Annotated in this window: 15 protein-coding genes; 12 read left to right on the forward strand and 3 right to left on the reverse strand. The window is 49.6% G+C overall.

Features of this window, described 5'->3' with window-relative positions; genetic code table 11:
* The first annotated feature begins 5 nt into the window (after positions 1 to 5).
* From U1I11_RS03300 to U1I11_RS03310, 3 genes are all read left to right on the forward strand, one after another.
* Complete coding sequence (locus tag U1I11_RS03300; RefSeq protein ID WP_322903774.1) at positions 6 to 2,651, forward strand: molybdopterin cofactor-binding domain-containing protein; 2,646 nt, start codon at positions 6 to 8, stop codon at positions 2,649 to 2,651.
* Positions 2,648 to 3,166: a (2Fe-2S)-binding protein gene (locus U1I11_RS03305; protein ID WP_322903775.1), complete on the forward strand. Its 519-nt coding sequence runs from the start codon at positions 2,648 to 2,650 to the stop codon at positions 3,164 to 3,166. Before U1I11_RS03300 ends, U1I11_RS03305 begins: the two co-directional genes overlap by 4 nt.
* Positions 3,167 to 3,740: 574 nt before the next feature.
* Entirely contained in the window at positions 3,741 to 4,799 is a 1,059-nt protein-coding gene (locus U1I11_RS03310; RefSeq protein WP_322903777.1) for a phosphotransferase, read from the forward strand.
* A gap of 76 nt (positions 4,800 to 4,875) precedes the next feature.
* On the opposite strand, the gene U1I11_RS03315 is transcribed toward U1I11_RS03310, so the two are convergent.
* Both U1I11_RS03315 and U1I11_RS03320 read right to left on the reverse strand, forming a co-directional pair.
* Positions 4,876 to 5,553, reverse strand: a complete 678-nt coding sequence (locus tag U1I11_RS03315; protein ID WP_322903779.1) for a tetratricopeptide repeat protein — start codon at positions 5,551 to 5,553, stop codon at positions 4,876 to 4,878.
* Positions 5,554 to 5,568: 15 nt separating this feature from the next.
* The gene (locus tag U1I11_RS03320; RefSeq protein ID WP_322903781.1) at positions 5,569 to 6,234 is read right to left on the reverse strand and encodes an SMI1/KNR4 family protein; all 666 of its coding nucleotides are present in this window, start codon (positions 6,232 to 6,234) and stop codon (positions 5,569 to 5,571) included.
* A 490-nt stretch (positions 6,235 to 6,724) separates the two neighbouring features.
* Between U1I11_RS03320 and U1I11_RS03325 the strand changes: the two genes are divergently transcribed.
* Positions 6,725 to 8,266, forward strand: coding sequence for a tagaturonate reductase (locus tag U1I11_RS03325; protein WP_322903782.1), 1,542 nt, complete (start codon positions 6,725 to 6,727; stop codon positions 8,264 to 8,266).
* Positions 8,263 to 9,771, forward strand: coding sequence for a UxaA family hydrolase (locus tag U1I11_RS03330; RefSeq protein WP_322903783.1), 1,509 nt, complete (start codon positions 8,263 to 8,265; stop codon positions 9,769 to 9,771). Before U1I11_RS03325 ends, U1I11_RS03330 begins: the two co-directional genes overlap by 4 nt.
* A gap of 467 nt (positions 9,772 to 10,238) precedes the next feature.
* On the opposite strand, the gene U1I11_RS03335 is transcribed toward U1I11_RS03330, so the two are convergent.
* Positions 10,239 to 12,266, reverse strand: a complete 2,028-nt coding sequence (locus tag U1I11_RS03335; protein WP_322903784.1) for a beta-galactosidase — start codon at positions 12,264 to 12,266, stop codon at positions 10,239 to 10,241.
* Between the two features lie 112 nt (positions 12,267 to 12,378).
* On the opposite strand from U1I11_RS03335, the gene U1I11_RS03340 reads away from it, so the two are divergent.
* The 7 genes from U1I11_RS03340 to U1I11_RS03370 all read left to right on the forward strand — a co-directional run bounded on the left by U1I11_RS03340 (position 12,379) and on the right by U1I11_RS03370 (position 18,598).
* Positions 12,379 to 13,212, forward strand: coding sequence for an AraC family transcriptional regulator (locus tag U1I11_RS03340; protein WP_322903786.1), 834 nt, complete (start codon positions 12,379 to 12,381; stop codon positions 13,210 to 13,212).
* A 501-nt stretch (positions 13,213 to 13,713) separates the two neighbouring features.
* Positions 13,714 to 14,490, forward strand: a complete 777-nt coding sequence (locus U1I11_RS03345) for an alpha/beta hydrolase (RefSeq protein WP_322903788.1) — start codon at positions 13,714 to 13,716, stop codon at positions 14,488 to 14,490.
* Positions 14,491 to 14,801: 311 nt separating this feature from the next.
* Positions 14,802 to 15,470 carry an SGNH/GDSL hydrolase family protein gene (locus U1I11_RS03350; RefSeq protein ID WP_322904481.1) on the forward strand — a complete coding sequence of 223 codons (669 nt, stop codon included), beginning with the start codon at positions 14,802 to 14,804 and terminating at the stop codon, positions 15,468 to 15,470.
* A gap of 184 nt (positions 15,471 to 15,654) precedes the next feature.
* Positions 15,655 to 16,563 (forward strand): SMP-30/gluconolactonase/LRE family protein, encoded by a 909-nt coding sequence (locus tag U1I11_RS03355; protein WP_322903790.1) that lies wholly within the window; start codon positions 15,655 to 15,657, stop codon positions 16,561 to 16,563.
* Positions 16,564 to 16,773: 210 nt separating this feature from the next.
* Positions 16,774 to 16,965 (forward strand): SMI1/KNR4 family protein, encoded by a 192-nt coding sequence (locus U1I11_RS03360; RefSeq protein ID WP_322903792.1) that lies wholly within the window; start codon positions 16,774 to 16,776, stop codon positions 16,963 to 16,965.
* Positions 16,940 to 17,230: an SMI1/KNR4 family protein gene (locus tag U1I11_RS03365; RefSeq protein WP_322903794.1), complete on the forward strand. Its 291-nt coding sequence runs from the start codon at positions 16,940 to 16,942 to the stop codon at positions 17,228 to 17,230. The genes U1I11_RS03360 and U1I11_RS03365 overlap by 26 nt, the downstream gene beginning before the upstream one ends.
* A 183-nt stretch (positions 17,231 to 17,413) precedes the next feature.
* A complete protein-coding gene (locus U1I11_RS03370; RefSeq protein ID WP_322903796.1) occupies positions 17,414 to 18,598 on the forward strand; it encodes an acyl-CoA dehydrogenase family protein in 1,185 nt (394 codons plus the stop codon).
* Positions 18,599 to 18,638: the final 40 nt, after the last annotated feature.

Genomic DNA, 18,638 nt, shown 5'->3' on the forward strand with positions numbered 1-18,638 from the left:
CGTCAATGTTGCTGAATCGTGAAAATAGCGGAGATCGCTGGCGCAAGCGTCGCGACGGCAAGGAAAAAGTAACCGGTGAGTTGCGTTATCTAACCGATATGACAGCGGAAGGCATGTTGTATGGGCGTGTGCTACGCAGTATTCATCCCCATGCCCGCATCGTATCGATTGATATAGCGGCTGCGCAAGCTTGTGCAGGTGTGGTCGCGGTCATTACCCATCTTGATGTGCCTGGCTTAAATCGGTTTGGGATCGCTACGCCGGATCAACCTGCATTATGCGAAGACCGTGTGCGTTATATCGGTGATGCGATTGCAGCGGTCGCGGCGGAAACGCCGGAGCTGGCGGAATATGCATTGTCGCTCATTCATGTGGACTATGAAGTGCTAGAGACGATTACCGATCCGCTCCGTGCGCTGGAGCAGACGGCGCCATTACTACATCCGACAGGCAATGTGTTGCATCGTACGTCGGTAAAGCAAGGCGATGCCGATGCAGCTTTTGCCCGCTGTGTTCATATCGTACATGAGACATACGCTACACCGCGTCAAATGCATGCTTATATGGAAACAGAAGGCGGTTTGTTCGTACCGGAGCAGGACGGTCGCCTGACCGTCTATGCGCCAACACAGCACGGCTATAAAGATCGGATGCAGATCGCCCGTATACTCGGCTGGAAGGAGGAGCAGATTCGTGTCATTTCCAGCCCGATCGGCGGTTCATTTGGCGGTAAAGATGAATTGAATGTACAGCCGTACGGCTCGTTGCTAGCGCTCAAAACAGGGCGTCCAGTGAAGCTGCACAATTCGCGCAAAGAATCGGTACGAGCGGGGTTAAAACGACATCCGATGCGCATCGAAATGGAAACCGGCAGTGATGAGTATGGACGTCTAATTGCGCATCGCGTGCGGATTGTGGCGGATACGGGAGCATATGCGACATTGGGCGCGCCGGTGCTGAATTTTGCGACCGAGCATGCGATGGGACCCTACCGGATCGCCAATGTCGATATTGAAGGGGTATCGGTCTATACGAATAATGGTGTATCCGGTGAATTTCGCGGCTTTGGCGGCAATCAGGCGATTTTTGCGATGGAAGGGCAAATGGATCGGCTGGCGGAAAAGCTCGGCATGGACCCGTGGCAATTTCGTATGCTCAATCGCCGTCAGCCGCATGATCCGGGGCCGTTGCAACAGCAAATTTGGCGCACCAATGGACTGTATCAGGTGATGGAGGCGCTGGAACAATCAGATATTTGGCAGCGTAGACAGACAATGCTTAAGATCGGTAGAGAAGCCGCACAGAGGCTGGCACATATAAGTGGAGCTGACAGTGCACAGCCATCGCAGCCGCCGCAACGACCGTGGATTAAGCGTGGCATCGGTGCTGCACTCGCGATGCATGGCGCCGGGCTTGGTTACGGTATCGAAGACCCGGCTGGCGGACGTTTGTCGCTGAATGAATGTGGGCAGATCGAGGTTGCTTTTAGCTATGAGGAGTTTGGACAAGGATTAATTGCTACGATGGAGATAATGCTGATCGATCTGTTTCATTGTGAGCCAAGCGATATTAGCATCATTATCGGGGATACCGACCGTGTACCACATAGCGGTTCCAGTACAGCTTCTCGCTCCACTACGATGGCATGGATGGCGTTACAACGACTGAAAACGCCGTTTTTGGAAGCTGTTTTGCGGGCAGCGGAACGGTTAACCGGAATTTCGGCAGCTGAGTTGACGACCGGAATTGGGGGGATTTGGCGCAAGGGAGAAGCTCGGGAGCAAGCGGGGGCACGGACATTATCCCGGCAAACGGATGGCTCATCAGTGGATCATTTATGTTCATCGGCTACCGCTGTATCCGTAATGGATGATCATTTGCACACGGCGGTTGACGATGCGATTCATCGCTTCGGCTATAATGTACAGAACGAAGTGGTGAACGAGACGTTGGGACAAGCGGCAAAAGAGCCAACAGAGCACCAAGGTGAAGGGCGCGCTGCTGCACGATCGTCATCGCCAGACTCGGAGCGGGTACAGGCAGCGGACGCAGATATGTTTTCTGCGGGCGCACTCGTTATTACTTACCGCGAGCTTGCCACTGCAGCGGCGCTAGATGAGCTTATATTTGATACGCAATTTCAATATCCAACGACACCGGATGCGGTTATGGGTGGGCATTTCCTGTATACGTATGCGGCGGTCGCTGCCGAGGTGGAAGTGAATACTTTAACAGGCAATGTACGTCTGCTAGATACGTACCATACGGTCGCTGCTGGTCCGGTCATTAACCCGATGGGCTTTATCGGTCAGATTGAAGGTGGCAGTGTGATGGCACTCGGTTTTACGCTGACCGAAGATTCGGTCATGGATGGCGGTCATTATATGACTAAAAATATGGATACGTATATGATCCCAACTATTCAGGATATGCATCGCTCGCTGCAAGTTGAGGCGATTGAAGACTTGCCGGAAAACGATCCGTTTGGACCACGTGGGATCGGTGAAATCGGTTCGGTTGCGCTCGCGCCGGCGATTACGGCAGCGATTCGGCAAGCAACCGGTGTGTGGGTGAACCATTTGCCAGTTCCACGCGAACGACTGATCCAGCCGCTTGGTGCATGGCAGCAGGAAGGAGTGAGTCCACGATGAACAGAACGAATACGAACTGGAATGCTACCGTTAACGGGAAGCAGTGTGAGCTGGACATCGCACCGTCCCGCCGTCTGCTTGATGTGCTCCGTACCGATCTAGAATTGACCGGCACGAAAGTGTCTTGCGAAATCGGACGTTGTGGCGCCTGTATGGTGTTGATCGATGGACAACCAGTCAACTCCTGTTTGACGATGGCGTATCAATGCCACGGCAAAGCGATTACGACAATCGAAGGTTTACAAGGTGACACGCCAGCCGAGCTGCATCCGATTCAGGAGGCTTTTTTGGAAGAAGGCGGTTTCCAGTGTGGCTATTGCACACCAGGTATGATCATATCGACCAAAGCGCTGTTAGATCATAACGAACAACCGGATGAACAGGCGATCAAAGAAGCGCTCTGCGGTAATCTGTGTCGCTGTACCGGGTATGGTGGCATTATGCGTGCAGTGGAGAGTGCAGCGGTTAAATGTAAAGCAAGTGCGGTAATACCAGCGGTAGCGGAGCAGTTGTAGCCTTATCGTTAAAATACAATACAGGCAAGCAGCAATATATCGTGCTGCCCAAGCATTTGTCGCTCGTATGCAAATGATGCAAAATAAATCCATCTCTAATCAGCAGCATTGAATTCTGTCCATCAGGGCAGCAATGCTGCTATTGTCATTTTGGCGCGTATTGCTGTCGTATTTGGGTATGCTAACAACGATAAGTTTACAACTTCACTACGAAAAAGTTTTCACACGGGCTTGTTCGTGTTATTATATAGCTTTGGTGCCGGATTTTGCGTCAAAGGCAGGAAGTAATCTTGTTTGTGGCGAATAAAATATAGATCAATTAACAATGGCCGTAGGGCTTGAACATGGTAAGGGAACACCCGGAATCGGAAGGATGCACGAATTTGTACCGGAATGCATGAAAAGGTATGGAGCAGGCAACAGCAAATGCCTGTATTATGGAACGACTGCCGGAATGATCGGCTGATCATTCATCTGCCCTGTAACACGTACGGCTGGCACGGGCAGCAAGCGCCTGCCATGTCGGTATTCTCCCTTATCTGCATAGGACTAATGGCAACAAGGAGGGGAATTTTTGGAACGCGAAGCAATTGATTCAATGGAACAACTGGCAGATCACTTTTTCCCGTCCGGGAATTGGCATATGGTAGAAGGAAAGGGAGGCATGAACAATACGACGATGTTTATCGATCATGCCTCTGAACGGTATGTATTGCGCCGTTATGAAACGCATCGCGAGCCGGAAAAAGTACGTTATGAGCACGAAGTGCTAGCTGCTTTGCCGCAAGTGCTGGATGGGTTGTCGATCCCGAAGCCGGTGCGTGATCGTTATGGCGATACGATTTATGTGACTGCCGCTGGCGCGGCGGCAGCGAGTAATGGCAGACTTGCCGCCCTTTTTCATTATATGGATGGCAGCAATCCGGAGCTGGTCACCGATGGGCAGCTTATTCATTTTGGACAAACGGTAGGACGTCTGTCCCAAGCGCTCGCGCAGATCGAGATTGATCTGCATCCGGTATACCCACCGTATTATCGGTTAGGACAATCGTATCCGCTGTGTAGTCCTGGCAGATTGGAAGCATTTTGCGCCAATCCGCCGGAGGATTTTGCCGCGATTCGCGAAACGTTGAATCGGATTGGAGAGCGGCTTGGTGAGCAGCTTGTACGGATTGCCCGGCTTGCTTCTTTGCCGCATCAGCTCATTCATGGTGATCTGAACGCATCGAATATGTTGCAGTCAGAAGACGGGCAAATTACAGCGATTCTTGATTTTGAATTTGTGACTCGGGATTTGCGGGCGATGGAGCCGGCGGTATGTTTGTCCGATATGCTCGGTAGTATGGAGTGGGGCGCGGAAGATGAACGCCGCTGCACCGCCTTTTTGCAAGGATATGCGTCGATCGTCACTTTGACGGAAGCGGAAGCGGTGCGTTTGCCGCTGCTCATTCTGTTGCGGCGGATGGATGTGTTTATGCATTTTCTAAGTCGTTATTTTGAAGGGATCGATCAGGCGGATGTGGTCATTGCGCAGGCGAAACGTTTGGATGAGGGCTTGAACTGGTACAAACAAAGCGGCCCCCTGCTCAAAGCAGTTAGCCGCCGCATTTTTGGATATGATGACATAAATTAAAACAGCGTGATCGTGTATCGTATTTGCTGGATCGAACTTGTATTATAGGTTGGACCCATTCGTTGTTGTACGATGCTCATGAACCGACCAGACTGCGCAGCCAGCTACGGATTGCCCATCCGCGCTCGCTGCGTTTTTTGTATTTGGGCAATGAACGGTAGATCATTACCGCTTCTTGAAAGGCAGCTTTCGCTTCCTGCTCCCGACCGAGCGCGTGATCAAGCTGACCGAGCATATAATAGGCGCGGCAGGAGGAAGATTGAATATTGCGAAAGCGTTCCAGTAGATGGAGCGCTTTTTCGCTATCATGGTGAGCATAATAGCTTGCCAGGCGCAAATACGGCTCGCCATATTTAACGCGCGGATTTAACTCCAACGCTTTGTGCATATACTGTTCGCCGGTTGCAGGTTCACCGGTATGCAGCATAGCGGTACCGAGGTCATCCCAATATTCGGCGGATTCTGCATACGCCTGACCGATCTGCTCCAACCAGCGCCGTGCTTCGCCATAGTGACGACGCTCTAACAGCAACCTTGCTAGCTCATAGCGTGACGACATATCGCTTGGACTGTTTGCCACCTGTCGCCGCAATGTACGCATACGGCTCATCCGTCGCAACGGCTTGACCACACTCGGAAACATTCCGACAAAGCGGCGATCTAACACATAAATGATCGCGAGCAACACAATCAGCGCGAGAAACGGGTTGCCAAGCAACCACCAGAGCAGCGAAAAAATAAATATTTTACCCATCGGAAAGCCTCCTTGCTAGTGTTTGCGATTTTCAAACACTGCCTCCATCATTTCATCAAATGATGCAAAAATCGGCTCCATCCTTTTTTCCAATAAGGCGCGCCGATCTTCCTGGGCAGAGGCGTCCGGCAATTCGTATAGCGTATCAAGCAAAATCCAGACGATCGGGCAATCCCCATTGTCCATCAGCATGGCGGTATCGAAGCAAACGATGCCTTGACCGTCTTCACCGATTGCAAACGGGATATACCCCGTATCGTGAAATACCGACCATTCCTGTAGCATTCGCTTCACTGCGGACAATCCGTGCGCGGTATCCAGCGTAGGAAATATAAACGAACGGCAACCGCCTGCATAACCATCTGCTGTTAATCGATTAGGCAGCTCCCAATCCAGCAAATGACACGCTTGCAAAAAGGCACGATAGCGAAGTGGCAACTGCAGTTTACATTCCTGTTCAAGTTGCTCAATCTGCGCATTAGTGATCGAGGAAGGAATTGGCTTCCAGACCGCCCAGTCGTCATCTTCCAGCAGCGGTTCCGGAATATAGTCATTGCTACCGCGCATATCGATTGGAATCGTCTCCGCTATTGTCCAGAATAGAATGCGAGAAGCAGGATCATTGTACATCCCTTGAATACGTGCACGGATAGGGTGGATATACGCTTGTTCAGTTAGCATTATAAGCATCCTTTCTATATCGGAATGTATACATACTCTACAATGGAGCGGTATAGTCGTCCTATCTACGTAGCGCCATTCGTTATCATTTCTAAACTATTGCCATACGTATCGGTCGTAAAAAGAGGACGGCAAACTGTCTATGCACACCGGATTGGCAATAGTATGCTGTGGCTATACATCCACCCATTTTACATCTTGTAACAGCCAGATTCGACACCCGCCATACGATTTCCTATAACGTGCAAACTATAGTAAAAATGGAGCGAATCAAGCCTTCGTTTCAACGTGGAATTAAATTTGGCGCACGGCTATTTTTTTTTCACTATTTTAGTCTAAATGATGTTACAATATGTGGCAAGAAATGCTTTTGCTCCAAAATGTTCACGTTAACATTATAAGCTTGTTATCGGTTAGTTGCTCTTTTTGATCGTGTTTAGACCAGATCGGATCGAACGCGATCGTTATTAATTTCGATGGGGGTTCATTTATGACAACGAGCAAAACACAACCACTGCTGCGTCATCAGCTGACGAGTGAAAATGAACGACGACGGCATAATGTCATTCGGCAACAGCCGCTCAAAATATTGCAGATCGGTGAAGGCAATTTTTTGCGCGGTTTTGCCGATTGGATGATTCACGAAATGAATGCGAGCGGCAAATACCACGGCAGCGTCGTGCTCACACCGCCAACGCCACGCGGTGCGCCTAAGCTGGACAAGCTTGCCGAGCAGGAAGGGTTATATACGCTTGTACAGCAAGGTTTGCAACATGGGGAAAAGGTGGAAAAGCGCCAATTGATTTCGGTATTTCGCGAATATGTGAATCCATATGGGGATTGGGAAGCATTTTTGCGACTGGCAGAGTTGGAATCGCTCGATGTGGTCATTTCCAATACGACTGAAGCGGGTTTGACATATGTCGAGCTTGATTATGTGCCAGGCGAACCGATCGTAAATTATCCGGCGCGTCTGACCGTATTTTTGCAGCGCCGGTTTGCGACATTTGGTGCTAATCCGCAGCGTGGGCTGATGATTTTGCCGTGTGAATTAGTGGAAAATAACGGCGATCTGCTCAAAAGTTATGTGCTGCGTTATGCACAAGCATTCGGATTTGGCGACGATTTTTGCCAGTGGGTAGAGCAGCATCAATTGTTTTTGAACAATTTGGTTGATCGGATCGTCACCGGGATGCCACAGCCGGAGGAATATGCACGGCTGACGGAAGGGTGGGGCTATGAGGATCATTTTTTGACGTCGGCAGAGCCGTATTATATTTGGATTATTGAAGGAAGCCCGTCATTAGATCAGCGTTTGCCGCTTGTACAGACCGGGCTAAATGTAAAATGGACGCATGATTTGCAGCCGTATCGCCAGCGCAAAGTGCATATTTTGAACGGAGCGCATACGCTGATGATGCCCATCGGTCTGCTGCATCATATTCATACGGTACGCGAGCTGATGCACAATGAGCGTTTTGGCAACTGGGTTAAGCAGACGATTGCTGAGGAAGTGATCCCGTCGTTATCGCTCCCGGCGGCAGAGCTGCAACAATACGCGGAAGAAACGTACGAACGTTTTTACAATCCGTATTTGGAGCATCGTTTGCTCGATATTGCGATGAACAGTTTAAGCAAATTTCAAGCGCGTATATTGCCTGTATTGAAAACGTATACAAAAATCAATGGGCAGTTGCCGCCACAGCTTGTGCGTAGTTTTGCCGCTTTGCTGCTATTGTATCGGGTACAACCGATCGAGCATGAAGGCAGCACTGTATTCCGCAGTTTGACGCTGGATGGACAGCCGCTCGATATTCGCGATAATGGCGAGTGGTTACAATACATCGCCCACCATTGGAATGAAAGTCAAAGCACTGCCAAGCCGGATGGTCAACCTATTACCACTAATGCTGTTGCCATCAACCGGATTTTGAGCGATACCCGTATTTGGGGAGAAGATTTGACGGTCATTCCTGGGCTAGCGCAGCAGGTGACAATGAATTTGAATGAGTTGGAGGCAGAGCGAAGATGAATACGATGATTCGAGATTATATCGCCATTCAGAAGCAGGATGATGTGATTATCGCGCTACGTGATATGGAGGCAGGCGATACATTATTGCTAGATGAAGGACAGGTGCTGACGGTTACCGACGCTGTACCGCGTGGACACAAAATCGCTGTGCGCCATATTGAACCTGGACAAGATGTGCTCAAATACGGCTTTTCGATCGGACGTGCTACAGCACCGATCGAGCCGGGACAATGGATTCATAGTCACAATTTGCATACCGGCTTGTCCGGCACGCTGCAATATGAATATGCACCGGCAACCGCATGGCAACCGTCCGCATTGCCACAACATCTGCAAACATTCGAAGGTTATGTGCGTCCGAACGGTGAGGTAGGTATCCGTAATGAGCTATGGATCATCAACACGGTCGGCTGTATTAACAAAACATGCGAAGCGCTCGCCCGCATCGGACATGCTGAGTTGGTAGGGCGTGTCGATGGTGTATATCATTTTCCGCATCCGTTTGGCTGCTCGCAGCTTGGAGATGATCTGGAATATACGCGTCAGCTATTAACATCGCTTGTGCTGCATCCGAATGCAGCCGGCGTGCTTGTGATCGGGCTTGGCTGTGAGAACAATCAAGTCGATGTTTTCGCCGCCGGCATTCCGGCGGAGTATGCGGATAAAATCCGGTATTTAAAAGCGCAGGAAGTGGACGATGAGCTGGAAGCAGGAATGGCATATTTGCAAGAGCTGGCGGAAATCGCTGAGCGTCAGCAACGTCAAGCGGTGCCGCTGTCGGCGCTAAAGTTAGGTTTAAAATGCGGCGGTTCCGATGGGCTGTCCGGCATTACAGCGAACCCGCTCGTCGGCACCGTTGCCGATCTGCTCGTTTCGGCGGGCGGTACGGCAATTTTGACGGAAGTGCCGGAGATGTTTGGCGCAGAGACGATTTTGATGAATCGCGCTGCTAGCCCGCAGGTGTTTCACGATTTGGTGGAGTTAATTAACGGGTTTAAGCAATATTTTGTTAATCACGGGCAAAATATTTACGAAAATCCGTCGCCAGGCAACAAAGCAGGCGGCATTACGACACTTGAGGAAAAGTCGCTCGGCTGTACGCAAAAAGGCGGTCATTCCCAAGTCGTTGATGTGCAGCGTTATGGCAATCGGGTGCAGCGTCCAGGGCTGAACATTGTCGAAGCGCCGGGCAATGATCTCGTATCGGTCACAGCGTTAGCGGCGGCAGGTGCGCATATCGTGCTGTTTACGACCGGACGCGGTACGCCATTTGGCGGCCCTGTGCCAACGGTTAAAATCGCTACCCAATCCGAGCTGGCGCACCGCAAAAAGCACTGGATCGATTTTAATGCCGGTCAACTGTTGGAAGGCAAAACGATGGAACAGGTCGGATTGGAGCTGTTAGAGCAGATCGTCGATATCGCCTCCGGACGGCGGGAAACGAATAGCGAGCGGCATGGATTCCGTGAAATTGCTATTTTCAAAGACGGCGTTATTTTATAAAAAAATAGAGTTGCCTTGTAAAATGGAAACGTTGCGGCTAAAATATGGAAGTGAACGTATACCGTTCACGATGTGAGCGAAAAGCCAACTTTCGCTGTCGATATCGACAATCGTATACGTGGCAAGCAAGTGATCAATAACAAAAAGGCGATGTGTGCTGTTATTCGTATCGGTTTACAAGTCGTAATAAGCACTGAAGATTGTACATTATTATCCAAATTATCCAAGCGATCGTACAAGCACTGTTCCAACTATAATAGAAATTAATATGACGACGATCGTCCATATACGAAAAGTAACCGAGCCTATTCGATATAACAATGACGTGCTGAACGATCTAAGTGATCGTTTCGATGAAACAAGCGCAAGATGAGCAAATTCGACAAAAATAGCGATACGTAAAATGTATTTTTCTACATTTACGTATCGCTATTTTCATGTTACAATAGGCACAGTAATGGATGGCATTATTTTACAGATAAAATAATTGTTCCGTTACCTGGCACCTCGATGGAAGAACCTGTCGGCTGATGATCTAGCATATTGTTAGTTTGCAGTGAACCGAGCTTAACCGTTGCTGCTTCAGCGTTATGATTGAGCAGAAACAGAAACGCTTGCCCATCTTTGACGCGGCGTCCGGCTTCCACACCAGCCGGTGTATCCAGCACAGGTTCGATCTGTTGCTGCTGACACAGATGTTTCAGCAAGCCGGCAACAAACGCTTCTTCACCATCCGAGGCAACATACCATGCTTCACCTTGACCGAATGTATGGCGTGTCAGTACAGGCATGCCTTTGTAAAAGTCTGTGCCGTATTCGGCAAGCACGTCGGCTCCTTCGGTATGCAGTAGATCGCATAACATACCGCATTCATAGCTGCCGCTCAACTCGCCAAGCGTTGTTTGCATTACGATCGAGTTGCGCATCGATGGCAGCAATGCGTCGATCTCCTCAACCCAGATGCCGAGCAGCTTGCGCAGTTCACCCGGATAGCCGCCCAGTGTGACGAGATCATGCTCGTTCACAATGCCGCTAAAAAAGGTCGTGACAAATGTACCGCCATTTGCGGTGAATTGCTCAAGCTTTGCGGCGAGCCCCGGCTTCACCATATACAGTACAGGTGCGATTACAAGCTTGTAGCCGCTCAGATCGGAATCGACGGAGACGATGTCTACTTGCACATTACGGTCATACAATGCTTTATAATACTTATGAATTTGTTCGACGTATTTTAGCGCAACCGTTGGTCCGCTTGATTTGTCGAGCGCCCACCAGTTGTCCCAGTCGAACAAAATCGCTACGCTCGCTTCAATTCGCGAATCGAGTAGTTGATCGCCCAATGTTTGCAACTCCTGTCCAAGCGTACTCGTTTCACGAAACACGCGTGTATTCGCGTGTCCGGCATGCTCAATGACGGCACCGTGAAACTTTTCGCATGCTCCGATCGAACGGCGGAGCTGGAAAAACATCACTGTATCGGCACCGTGCGCAACAGCTTGGTAACTCCATAGCCGCATGACACCCGGACGTTTGAGCGAGTTGTACGGTTGCCAGTTTTGCTGGCTTGGCGTTTGCTCCATCAGCATGAACGGATCACCATTTTTCAGACCGCGCATCAGATCATGCGCAAGAGCGGTGAAGCTGACCGGTGTATTCAGCCCCGGATAATTGTCCCATGAAACGATGTCCATATGTTTAGCCCATTTGAAGTAATCAAGCGGTTTGTAAAAGCCCATGAGATTCGTTGTGATTAACGCATCCGGAATGATGGCGCGGATCGCGTCATATTCAAGACGATAGCACTCCAGCATGCTGTCGGAATTGAAGCGTGTATAGTCGAGCGAAATGCCCTGAAAGCTAGAGCTGTGTTCGCCCCATTCCTCACTGCGATTGTCTGGCACAACAATCTCATCCCAATCGTAAAAGGTGTGGCTCCAGAAAGCGGTATTCCACGCTTTGTTGACGGCATCCAGCGTACGATAACGCTGTTTCAGCCAGACGCGGAACGCTTTCTCGCAGTTGTCGCAATAACACTCGCCGCCATATTCGTTAGAAATGTGCCATACGAGCACAGCGGGATGCTCGCGGTAGCGTTCCGCCAGCTTGCCGGCAATTTGCGCCGAGTAATGGCGGTAGGTTGGACTGTTCGGACAGGAGTTGTGACGGCCGCCAAATTTGCGCTTGCGACCGTCTTTATCGACTCGCAAAATGTCTGGATAACGGGTAGCCATCCATGCCGGATGCGCACCCGTACTTGTTGCCAGACAAGTATAGATACCGCTTTCATAAAGGCTGTTAATATAGTCGTCCAGCCATTCAAATTGGTATGTAACTTCGTCTGGCTGATTGCGTGCCCACGAAAAAACGTTGAGCGTAGCGATATCGATGCCTGCCTGTTGGAACAGGTTCAGGTCTGCAAGGTGAGTTTCATGATCCCATTGTTCCGGATTGTAGTCGCCGCCATAAAACAATTTAGGAAGTTTGCTGCTAATCAACGCTGTCACTCCTTGTATAAGAATAATTCTATACTAAACGATAACAAACCCTTGTAAAATATAAGATAATTACACTATGATATTAAAATAAGGATATAGGATGTGAACAATCATGTACGTTACCAATCCGCATCGCCGCTTTTTTAGCGAATTGAAAGACTTACAATTACCGATCCATATGGAAAGTATTGGCGAAAATCCCGATCAGGAAAGCATCGAGCGTCCAGACGGTTATCCGTGTTATCACTGGCTGCAAACGGTACGAGGTGAAGGTGAATTTGCGTTTGGTGGGGCACGTTATTTAGTAAAGCCCGGTTCAGGTGTACTGCTCGCTCCGCGCGATGCGCATAGCTATCGTCCGGTTAGCGGCATTTGGGAGACGACGTATTTAACGTTTGGCGGCCCGCAGTCGCTTGCGCTGTTGTCCACATTCGGTCTGTCGCATTCGGCGTATTATGAATGGGATCGCGATTGTGAACTGGAATTTTTTACAGGGAGCTTGCTCGGTCAAATTCGCAGTAACCGCGATTTGTCAGGACTAGATACAAGTGCCGATCTGTATCGTTTTTTAACGCTGCTGAAAAAGCACGGACGCGTGAACAATTTGCCGTCACTATCGCATACGGTAGAACGTCTTGCACCGCTGATGAGCTTTATGGAGGCGCATTATGATGATCCGAATATCGGGTTGGAAGATATGGCACAGCAGGTCGGTGTGAGCGCACGACATCTGAACACACTGTTCCGGCAAACATTTGGTATGACAGCGTATGCGTATTTTATTTTGCTCAGGCTGCGTAAGGCGAAGGAATTAATGACACTGTATCCGCGCATGACGATCAAAGAAGTGTCCGGTCAGGTCGGTTTCCGTGATTCGAGCCATTTTGTCGCCACATTCCGCCGTTTGGAAGGGGTAACACCAGAGCAATTCCGCAATCTTTATTAGGGGAGCGTCCGATCTGTGATCGATTTGGCAGCAATCGGCGTATTGCGGTAAAGATTTATCATTGAAACGATTAACTAAAGCGCTTACAATGTAAACGATTGGACAATCAAATTTAACTTGTTCGTCGTTGTGGCATCTTGAGCTTGCTTGGTAGTAGCATCTTGATCGTGCTTCATTGTAACTTTACATTCATTTCAAGCCCTTATTTACAGCGATATTAATAAGCAATCAAAGTTAATAGGTAAAGCGGTCAATGTACGGTGCCAAGCTGCCGTATGCCCGCCGCAGTCCCAATCAACGCATGTTATTGCGTACACACCCTGGCTTGCGAGCCAGGGCATATTTTTGCAAACGACGACGATGATGCTATGATGAGGACAAGATGGCATACAGACGGTTGTACACTTTTAGCATAGGGGGCTGGGCTGCATCTGTATGGAAGTGGAGTAAAGCGGATGATAGTAGCTTGGCGCATCACAAACGAAGAAGCGGAGGATACATATGGAACGCATTTGGATTGCTGATGAACATATTGTTGATGAAACCGGGGCGCGCCCGTATTTGGAGCCGTATTTGTTGCCAGGCGCGCACAGTGCGATCATCGTCTTGCCAGGCGGTGGGTATGAAATGAAAGCCGATCATGAAGGCACACCTGTAGCGAAGTGGCTAAACGAGCAAGGCATTTCCGCGTTTGTATTGCAATATCGGTTGACACCGAAGCATCGCCGCACACCGCTAGCGGATGGACAGGCAGCGATACGGCATGTTCGCGCCTATGCGACACAGTACGGTTTGCGACCGGATCGGATCGGTATTCTCGGCTTTTCGGCAGGTGGTCATCTGGCGGCGATGACCGGAACCGTCTTTACGGAGCAGGCTGTGATATTGCCGGATGGAAGCACCGAAACGGTCAGCTCGCGTCCCGATTTGATGGTGCTTTGTTATCCGGTCATTACGATGGAAGGCTACGGTCACGAAGGCTCCAAACGGGCATTGCTCGGCGCCGATGCTTCGCCAGAACTCGTCATGGCGCACAGCGCCGAACGTCAAGCGACTGCCGCTACGCCGCCAGCATTTCTATGGCATACCGCAGACGATGGCGCTGTACCTGTGCAAAATAGTTTGCGGATGGCGCTGGCGCTGGAACAGCATGGCATTCCGTTTGAGCTGCATGTGTATGAACATGGCGGGCATGGAGCAGGGCTAGCGATCGGGCATCCAGCGATGGGCAGTTGGACAGAACGCTGTGCAGACTGGTTGCATCGTCAAGGCTGGTAACCTTAAGGCGTGTGTGTCAAGTGAATACGTGCACAGTCACAATCGGTACATAGCTATTCATGTCGAGTCGTAGGCTGTTTTCATAAAATTCAGCCTCAAGTTCTTATCAATGAAGATTTCAGTACACAATCAAAATTAACATTTAACTTGGTCAAGGTATTGATAGGCTGTCTCAAATGAAAATTGTGTTTAAATGTACCTAAATCGATTCAGCACCAAGCGATGGCTAGATCGACAAACTGTAAATGTATTTAAGACAAGCTACTAGGCAACACCTGAATATAATAAAAAGACAGAAGGGATGGATGAAAATGAAAATAGAGCCTAACAGCATACTATTAATGATCGGAGATTCGGTTACTGATTGTGGTCGTGCCCGTCCGGTCGGTGAGCACGGGGCGATCGGGGACGGTTATGTCGGTCTTGTCGATGCGTTATTGAATGCGGCTTATCCAGATTACAATCTGCGTGTGCTGAATACCGGCACAAGCGGGGATACGGTGCGCCATCTGCAAGCACGCTGGCAAGAGGATGTGCTGGCTCATGCGCCGGACTGGGTAGCGATTATGATCGGCATTAATGATGTTTGGCGTCAATTTGATCGCCCGGCTGATCCCGACCAGCATGTGTATTTGGAACAATATGAAGCAATATTGCGTCAACTTGTGCAGGACACATTGCCTCAAGTAAAAGGTCTGGTGTTAATGACACCGTATTATATGAGCACAACCGCTGAAGACCCGATGCGTGCCACAATGGACATTTACGGACAAGCGGTTAAACGGATCGCTGCCGAGACAGGGTTACCGTTAGTAGACACGCAAGCGGCATTTGATCGGATCAGTGAGCATCTCTATCCGGCAATATTGTCACAAGGCTGGGATCATGTGCATCCAAACACGAAAGGGCATATGGTACTGGCACGTGCATTTTTGCAAGCGATTGAGTACGATTGGAGCAGAGGCTTTGGTGGGGCATGACGGAGGAAATCGTCAGCGGGCATTCGCTATATGTTTAAATATGTGGAGTTTAATGTTGTGAATGCGCTTGTTTTCACGCTATGATGCTGGAAAACGAGCGGTTAATGAGCTATTCAATCAGCGCAGCATCGTTTGCCAAGTGAACTTGCTGAAATTGAACTTATTATGCACAGGAGGCGGTACGATGGAGCGGTATGAAGCGGAATTAATATTGGATGCGCAAGCGAAACTAGGTGAAGGTCCTAGCTGGGATGAGCGTTCGCAGCAGTTGTTATGGGTTGATATTGAAGGCTATAAGCTACATCGTTATGACCCTGCTACTGGCGAAGATCAGGCGCTTGATGTGGGCGAGCATATCGGTGCTGTTGTACCGTATACCGAGGATGAAGTTATCGCTGCGCTGTTTAGTGGCATTTACCGTATTCATTTGCAAACAGGTGAGAAAGTGCTAATCCATGACCCGGAAGCAGGACGTCCTGGCAATCGATTTAATGATGGCAAATGTGATCCATTCGGTCGTTTTGTAGCCGGTACGATGAGTTTGGGCGACGAACAGAAAGCGGGCGCGCTGTATAGTATGGACACGACCGGTCATGTACGGTTGCTGCTAAGTGAAGTTTCGACTTCAAACGGGCTGGCATGGAGCGCAGATGGTCGTATTTTCTATTATATTGATACACCAACATTGACGATTCGTGCATTTGACTATGATGCAGACGATGGCTCGATCGCGAATGGTCGTGTAATTGCTGAAGTGGATGAGCGTGAAGGCAATCCAGATGGGATGACGATTGATGCGGAAGGCATGTTATGGGTAGCTCGCTGGGGTGGACGCCGTGTGTCCCGCTTCGATCCTGCCACCGGTCAAGTGATTGCGGAAATTGCGGTCGCTTCGGAAAAGGTGACTTCATGTGTATTTGGCGGCGCTGAGCTGGACGAGCTGTATATTACGACCGCACGCGGCGATATCGATCCTGGTGATAATACCAAGCAAGATGGTGGATTGTTCCGCGTTCGTCTAGGGATTAAAGGCACACCTACCATTGCGTTTAATCTGGGACAGCCTGCGCATGAACTGCCTGCTACAAAGTAAGCGCCCGATCCTCATTCACTACCATTGCACAACAAAAGACGTATGTAGCCGTAGCTCTGTTATATGGAGCTGCGGCTTATGTCGTTTGCAATGGTAGCTTAGGAATGATCGGCAAACGAATCGATCCATTGATCGATAATGAGCGCCAGATACAACTGGCAGCTGTCTGTATTCATCGTAGTACATAATCAAAAGGAGTGTGATCGGCGCATGATCTTTACTGTTGTACAATGTGAGCAAGCATTGACCGAGCATGATCTGGATACATTGGAACAACAGTTGGGACGTAGCTTTCCGCCTGCCTATCGCCAGCATTATTTACAATATAACGGTGGCTATTTATCGGAGCAATGGAGAGAGCGGGAGCGATTTGGCTTTGGCGGCTTTGATTCGATTCGTTAATTTCGTTGAATTTGCACGTTTTCATCATTATGGGAAATTGCCAGCCGAGCAATTGTATGCCGATCTGTTGGGAAATTTTCCAGAGCTAGCGTATTTGTTTACGTTTGCTTATGATCAGGGAGGGCATGACTTTTTGATCTCACTGCAGGCAGTGTCGGATTACGGTCGTATTTGTATTTGGATTATAGATACGGAGGAATTGTTATTCGTTGCCGATTCATTTGCACAATTTTGGCAGCGGCTGCGAACGGAATTGGCAGAATGAGCTTGTAACGATCGCGCTGCATACGAATATGTGCGTAATGAGCTGGATTGGATGCTGAGCATTATAGCGTTTAAAGCACATTATATGGGTATGATATGAACACAACTATGTTTTAAAATGAGATAAACAATATGACCAACATAGAGATGCAATTGGGCAATCGGTGTGGAGGAGGAATTGGATATGACTGGCAAACGAATCGATCAATTTATTCGTAATGAACGTGAGGCAGAACTTGTCGCATGGGCAGATGAGCTTGCTGTACGTTTTGCGGAACGAGCAGCGAAGCATGATGCGGAAGGAACATTTCCGTTTGAAAACTTTGCGGAGTTGAAGGAAACAGGCTATGCGAAACTAACCGTCAGCCGTGACTATGGTGGAGAGGGGCTATCGCTGTATGAATGGCTACTTGTACAAGAGCGAATCGCTCGTGGCGATGGTTCGACCGCGCTAAGCGCAGGCTGGCATGGCGGGATGATGCTGCATTTTCGCGAGGCAGACGGTTGGCCAGAGCCGACCTTTTCGGAATTTTGCCGCGATGTAGTGGAACATGGCAATATGATTAACAAATTTGCCAGCGAACGTGGTACAGGTAGTCCGACCCGTGGCGGACGCCCGGAAACGACTGCTGTGCGTACCGATGGCGGCTGGTTATTAAATGGACGCAAAACGTACAGTACACTTAGTCCGCTATTAACTGACTTTATCGTAAGTGCTGGATTAGCTGGACAGCCGGAGATTGGCGATTTTCTAATTCGTTCGCGTGCAGGGATCGAGGTGGAGGAAACATGGAATACGCTAGGGATGCGTGCAACTGGTAGCCATGATGTCGTGCTGACCGATGTGTTTGTGCCGGATCGTCAAGTGCTCAATCTGTACCAGCCTGGTGCGCCCAAAAGCGGGCGTGATGATGGGGACGGCTGGCTGCTGCATATTCCGGCTTGTTATTTGGGCATCGCGTATGCGGCGCGTGATTTTGCGCTGCGTTATGCTGCCAATTATACGCCGAATAGCCTGACCGAGCCGATTGCCACGCTGCCGCATATTCGCCAGTGGATCGGACAGATCGAAAGCGAACTGCGACTCGCTCGTACGCTTATGTATGATGTGGCAGATCGCTGGGATCGTTTGCCAGAGGAGCGCAAGTTGATGCGTCCTGACTTCGGCTTGGTTAAATACAATGCGGTACAGCTTGCCAACGCGGTCGTGGACAAAGCGATGAAAATTGTAGGCGGCGCTGCTTTATCCAAAAATTTGCCGTTAGAGCGTCTGTACCGCGATGTACGCGCCGGTCTGCACAATCCGCCGATGGAAGATGCGGTCATGCAGATGATGGCACGTACGGCGCTGGCAGAACTGGATGAATAGCTGCCAGCACAGAATCAATGATGAAATGATCAAGCATGAT

Origin of the sequence: Paenibacillus campi, from assembly GCF_034659835.1 — a bacterium.
Taxonomy (GTDB): Bacteria; Bacillota; Bacilli; order Paenibacillales; family Paenibacillaceae; genus Saccharibacillus; species Saccharibacillus campi.

Bases quoted from the DNA above. Each gene is read 5' to 3' on its own strand.
- U1I11_RS03355 (WP_322903790.1), top strand. From the start codon at position 15,655: ATGGAGCGGTATGAAGCGGAATTAATATTGGATGCGCAAGCGAAACTA.
- U1I11_RS03350 (WP_322904481.1), top strand. From the start codon at position 14,802: ATGAAAATAGAGCCTAACAGCATACTATTAATGATCGGAGATTCGGTT.
- U1I11_RS03360 (WP_322903792.1), top strand. From the start codon at position 16,774: ATGATCTTTACTGTTGTACAATGTGAGCAAGCATTGACCGAGCATGAT.
- U1I11_RS03370 (WP_322903796.1), top strand. From the start codon at position 17,414: ATGACTGGCAAACGAATCGATCAATTTATTCGTAATGAACGTGAGGCA.
- U1I11_RS03315 (WP_322903779.1), bottom strand. From the start codon at position 5,553: ATGGGTAAAATATTTATTTTTTCGCTGCTCTGGTGGTTGCTTGGCAAC.
- U1I11_RS03320 (WP_322903781.1), bottom strand. From the start codon at position 6,234: ATGCTAACTGAACAAGCGTATATCCACCCTATCCGTGCACGTATTCAA.
- U1I11_RS03325 (WP_322903782.1), top strand. From the start codon at position 6,725: ATGACAACGAGCAAAACACAACCACTGCTGCGTCATCAGCTGACGAGT.
- U1I11_RS03345 (WP_322903788.1), top strand. From the start codon at position 13,714: ATGGAACGCATTTGGATTGCTGATGAACATATTGTTGATGAAACCGGG.
- U1I11_RS03340 (WP_322903786.1), top strand. From the start codon at position 12,379: ATGTACGTTACCAATCCGCATCGCCGCTTTTTTAGCGAATTGAAAGAC.
- U1I11_RS03300 (WP_322903774.1), top strand. From the start codon at position 6: ATGTTGCTGAATCGTGAAAATAGCGGAGATCGCTGGCGCAAGCGTCGC.
- U1I11_RS03305 (WP_322903775.1), top strand. From the start codon at position 2,648: ATGAACAGAACGAATACGAACTGGAATGCTACCGTTAACGGGAAGCAG.
- U1I11_RS03330 (WP_322903783.1), top strand. From the start codon at position 8,263: ATGAATACGATGATTCGAGATTATATCGCCATTCAGAAGCAGGATGAT.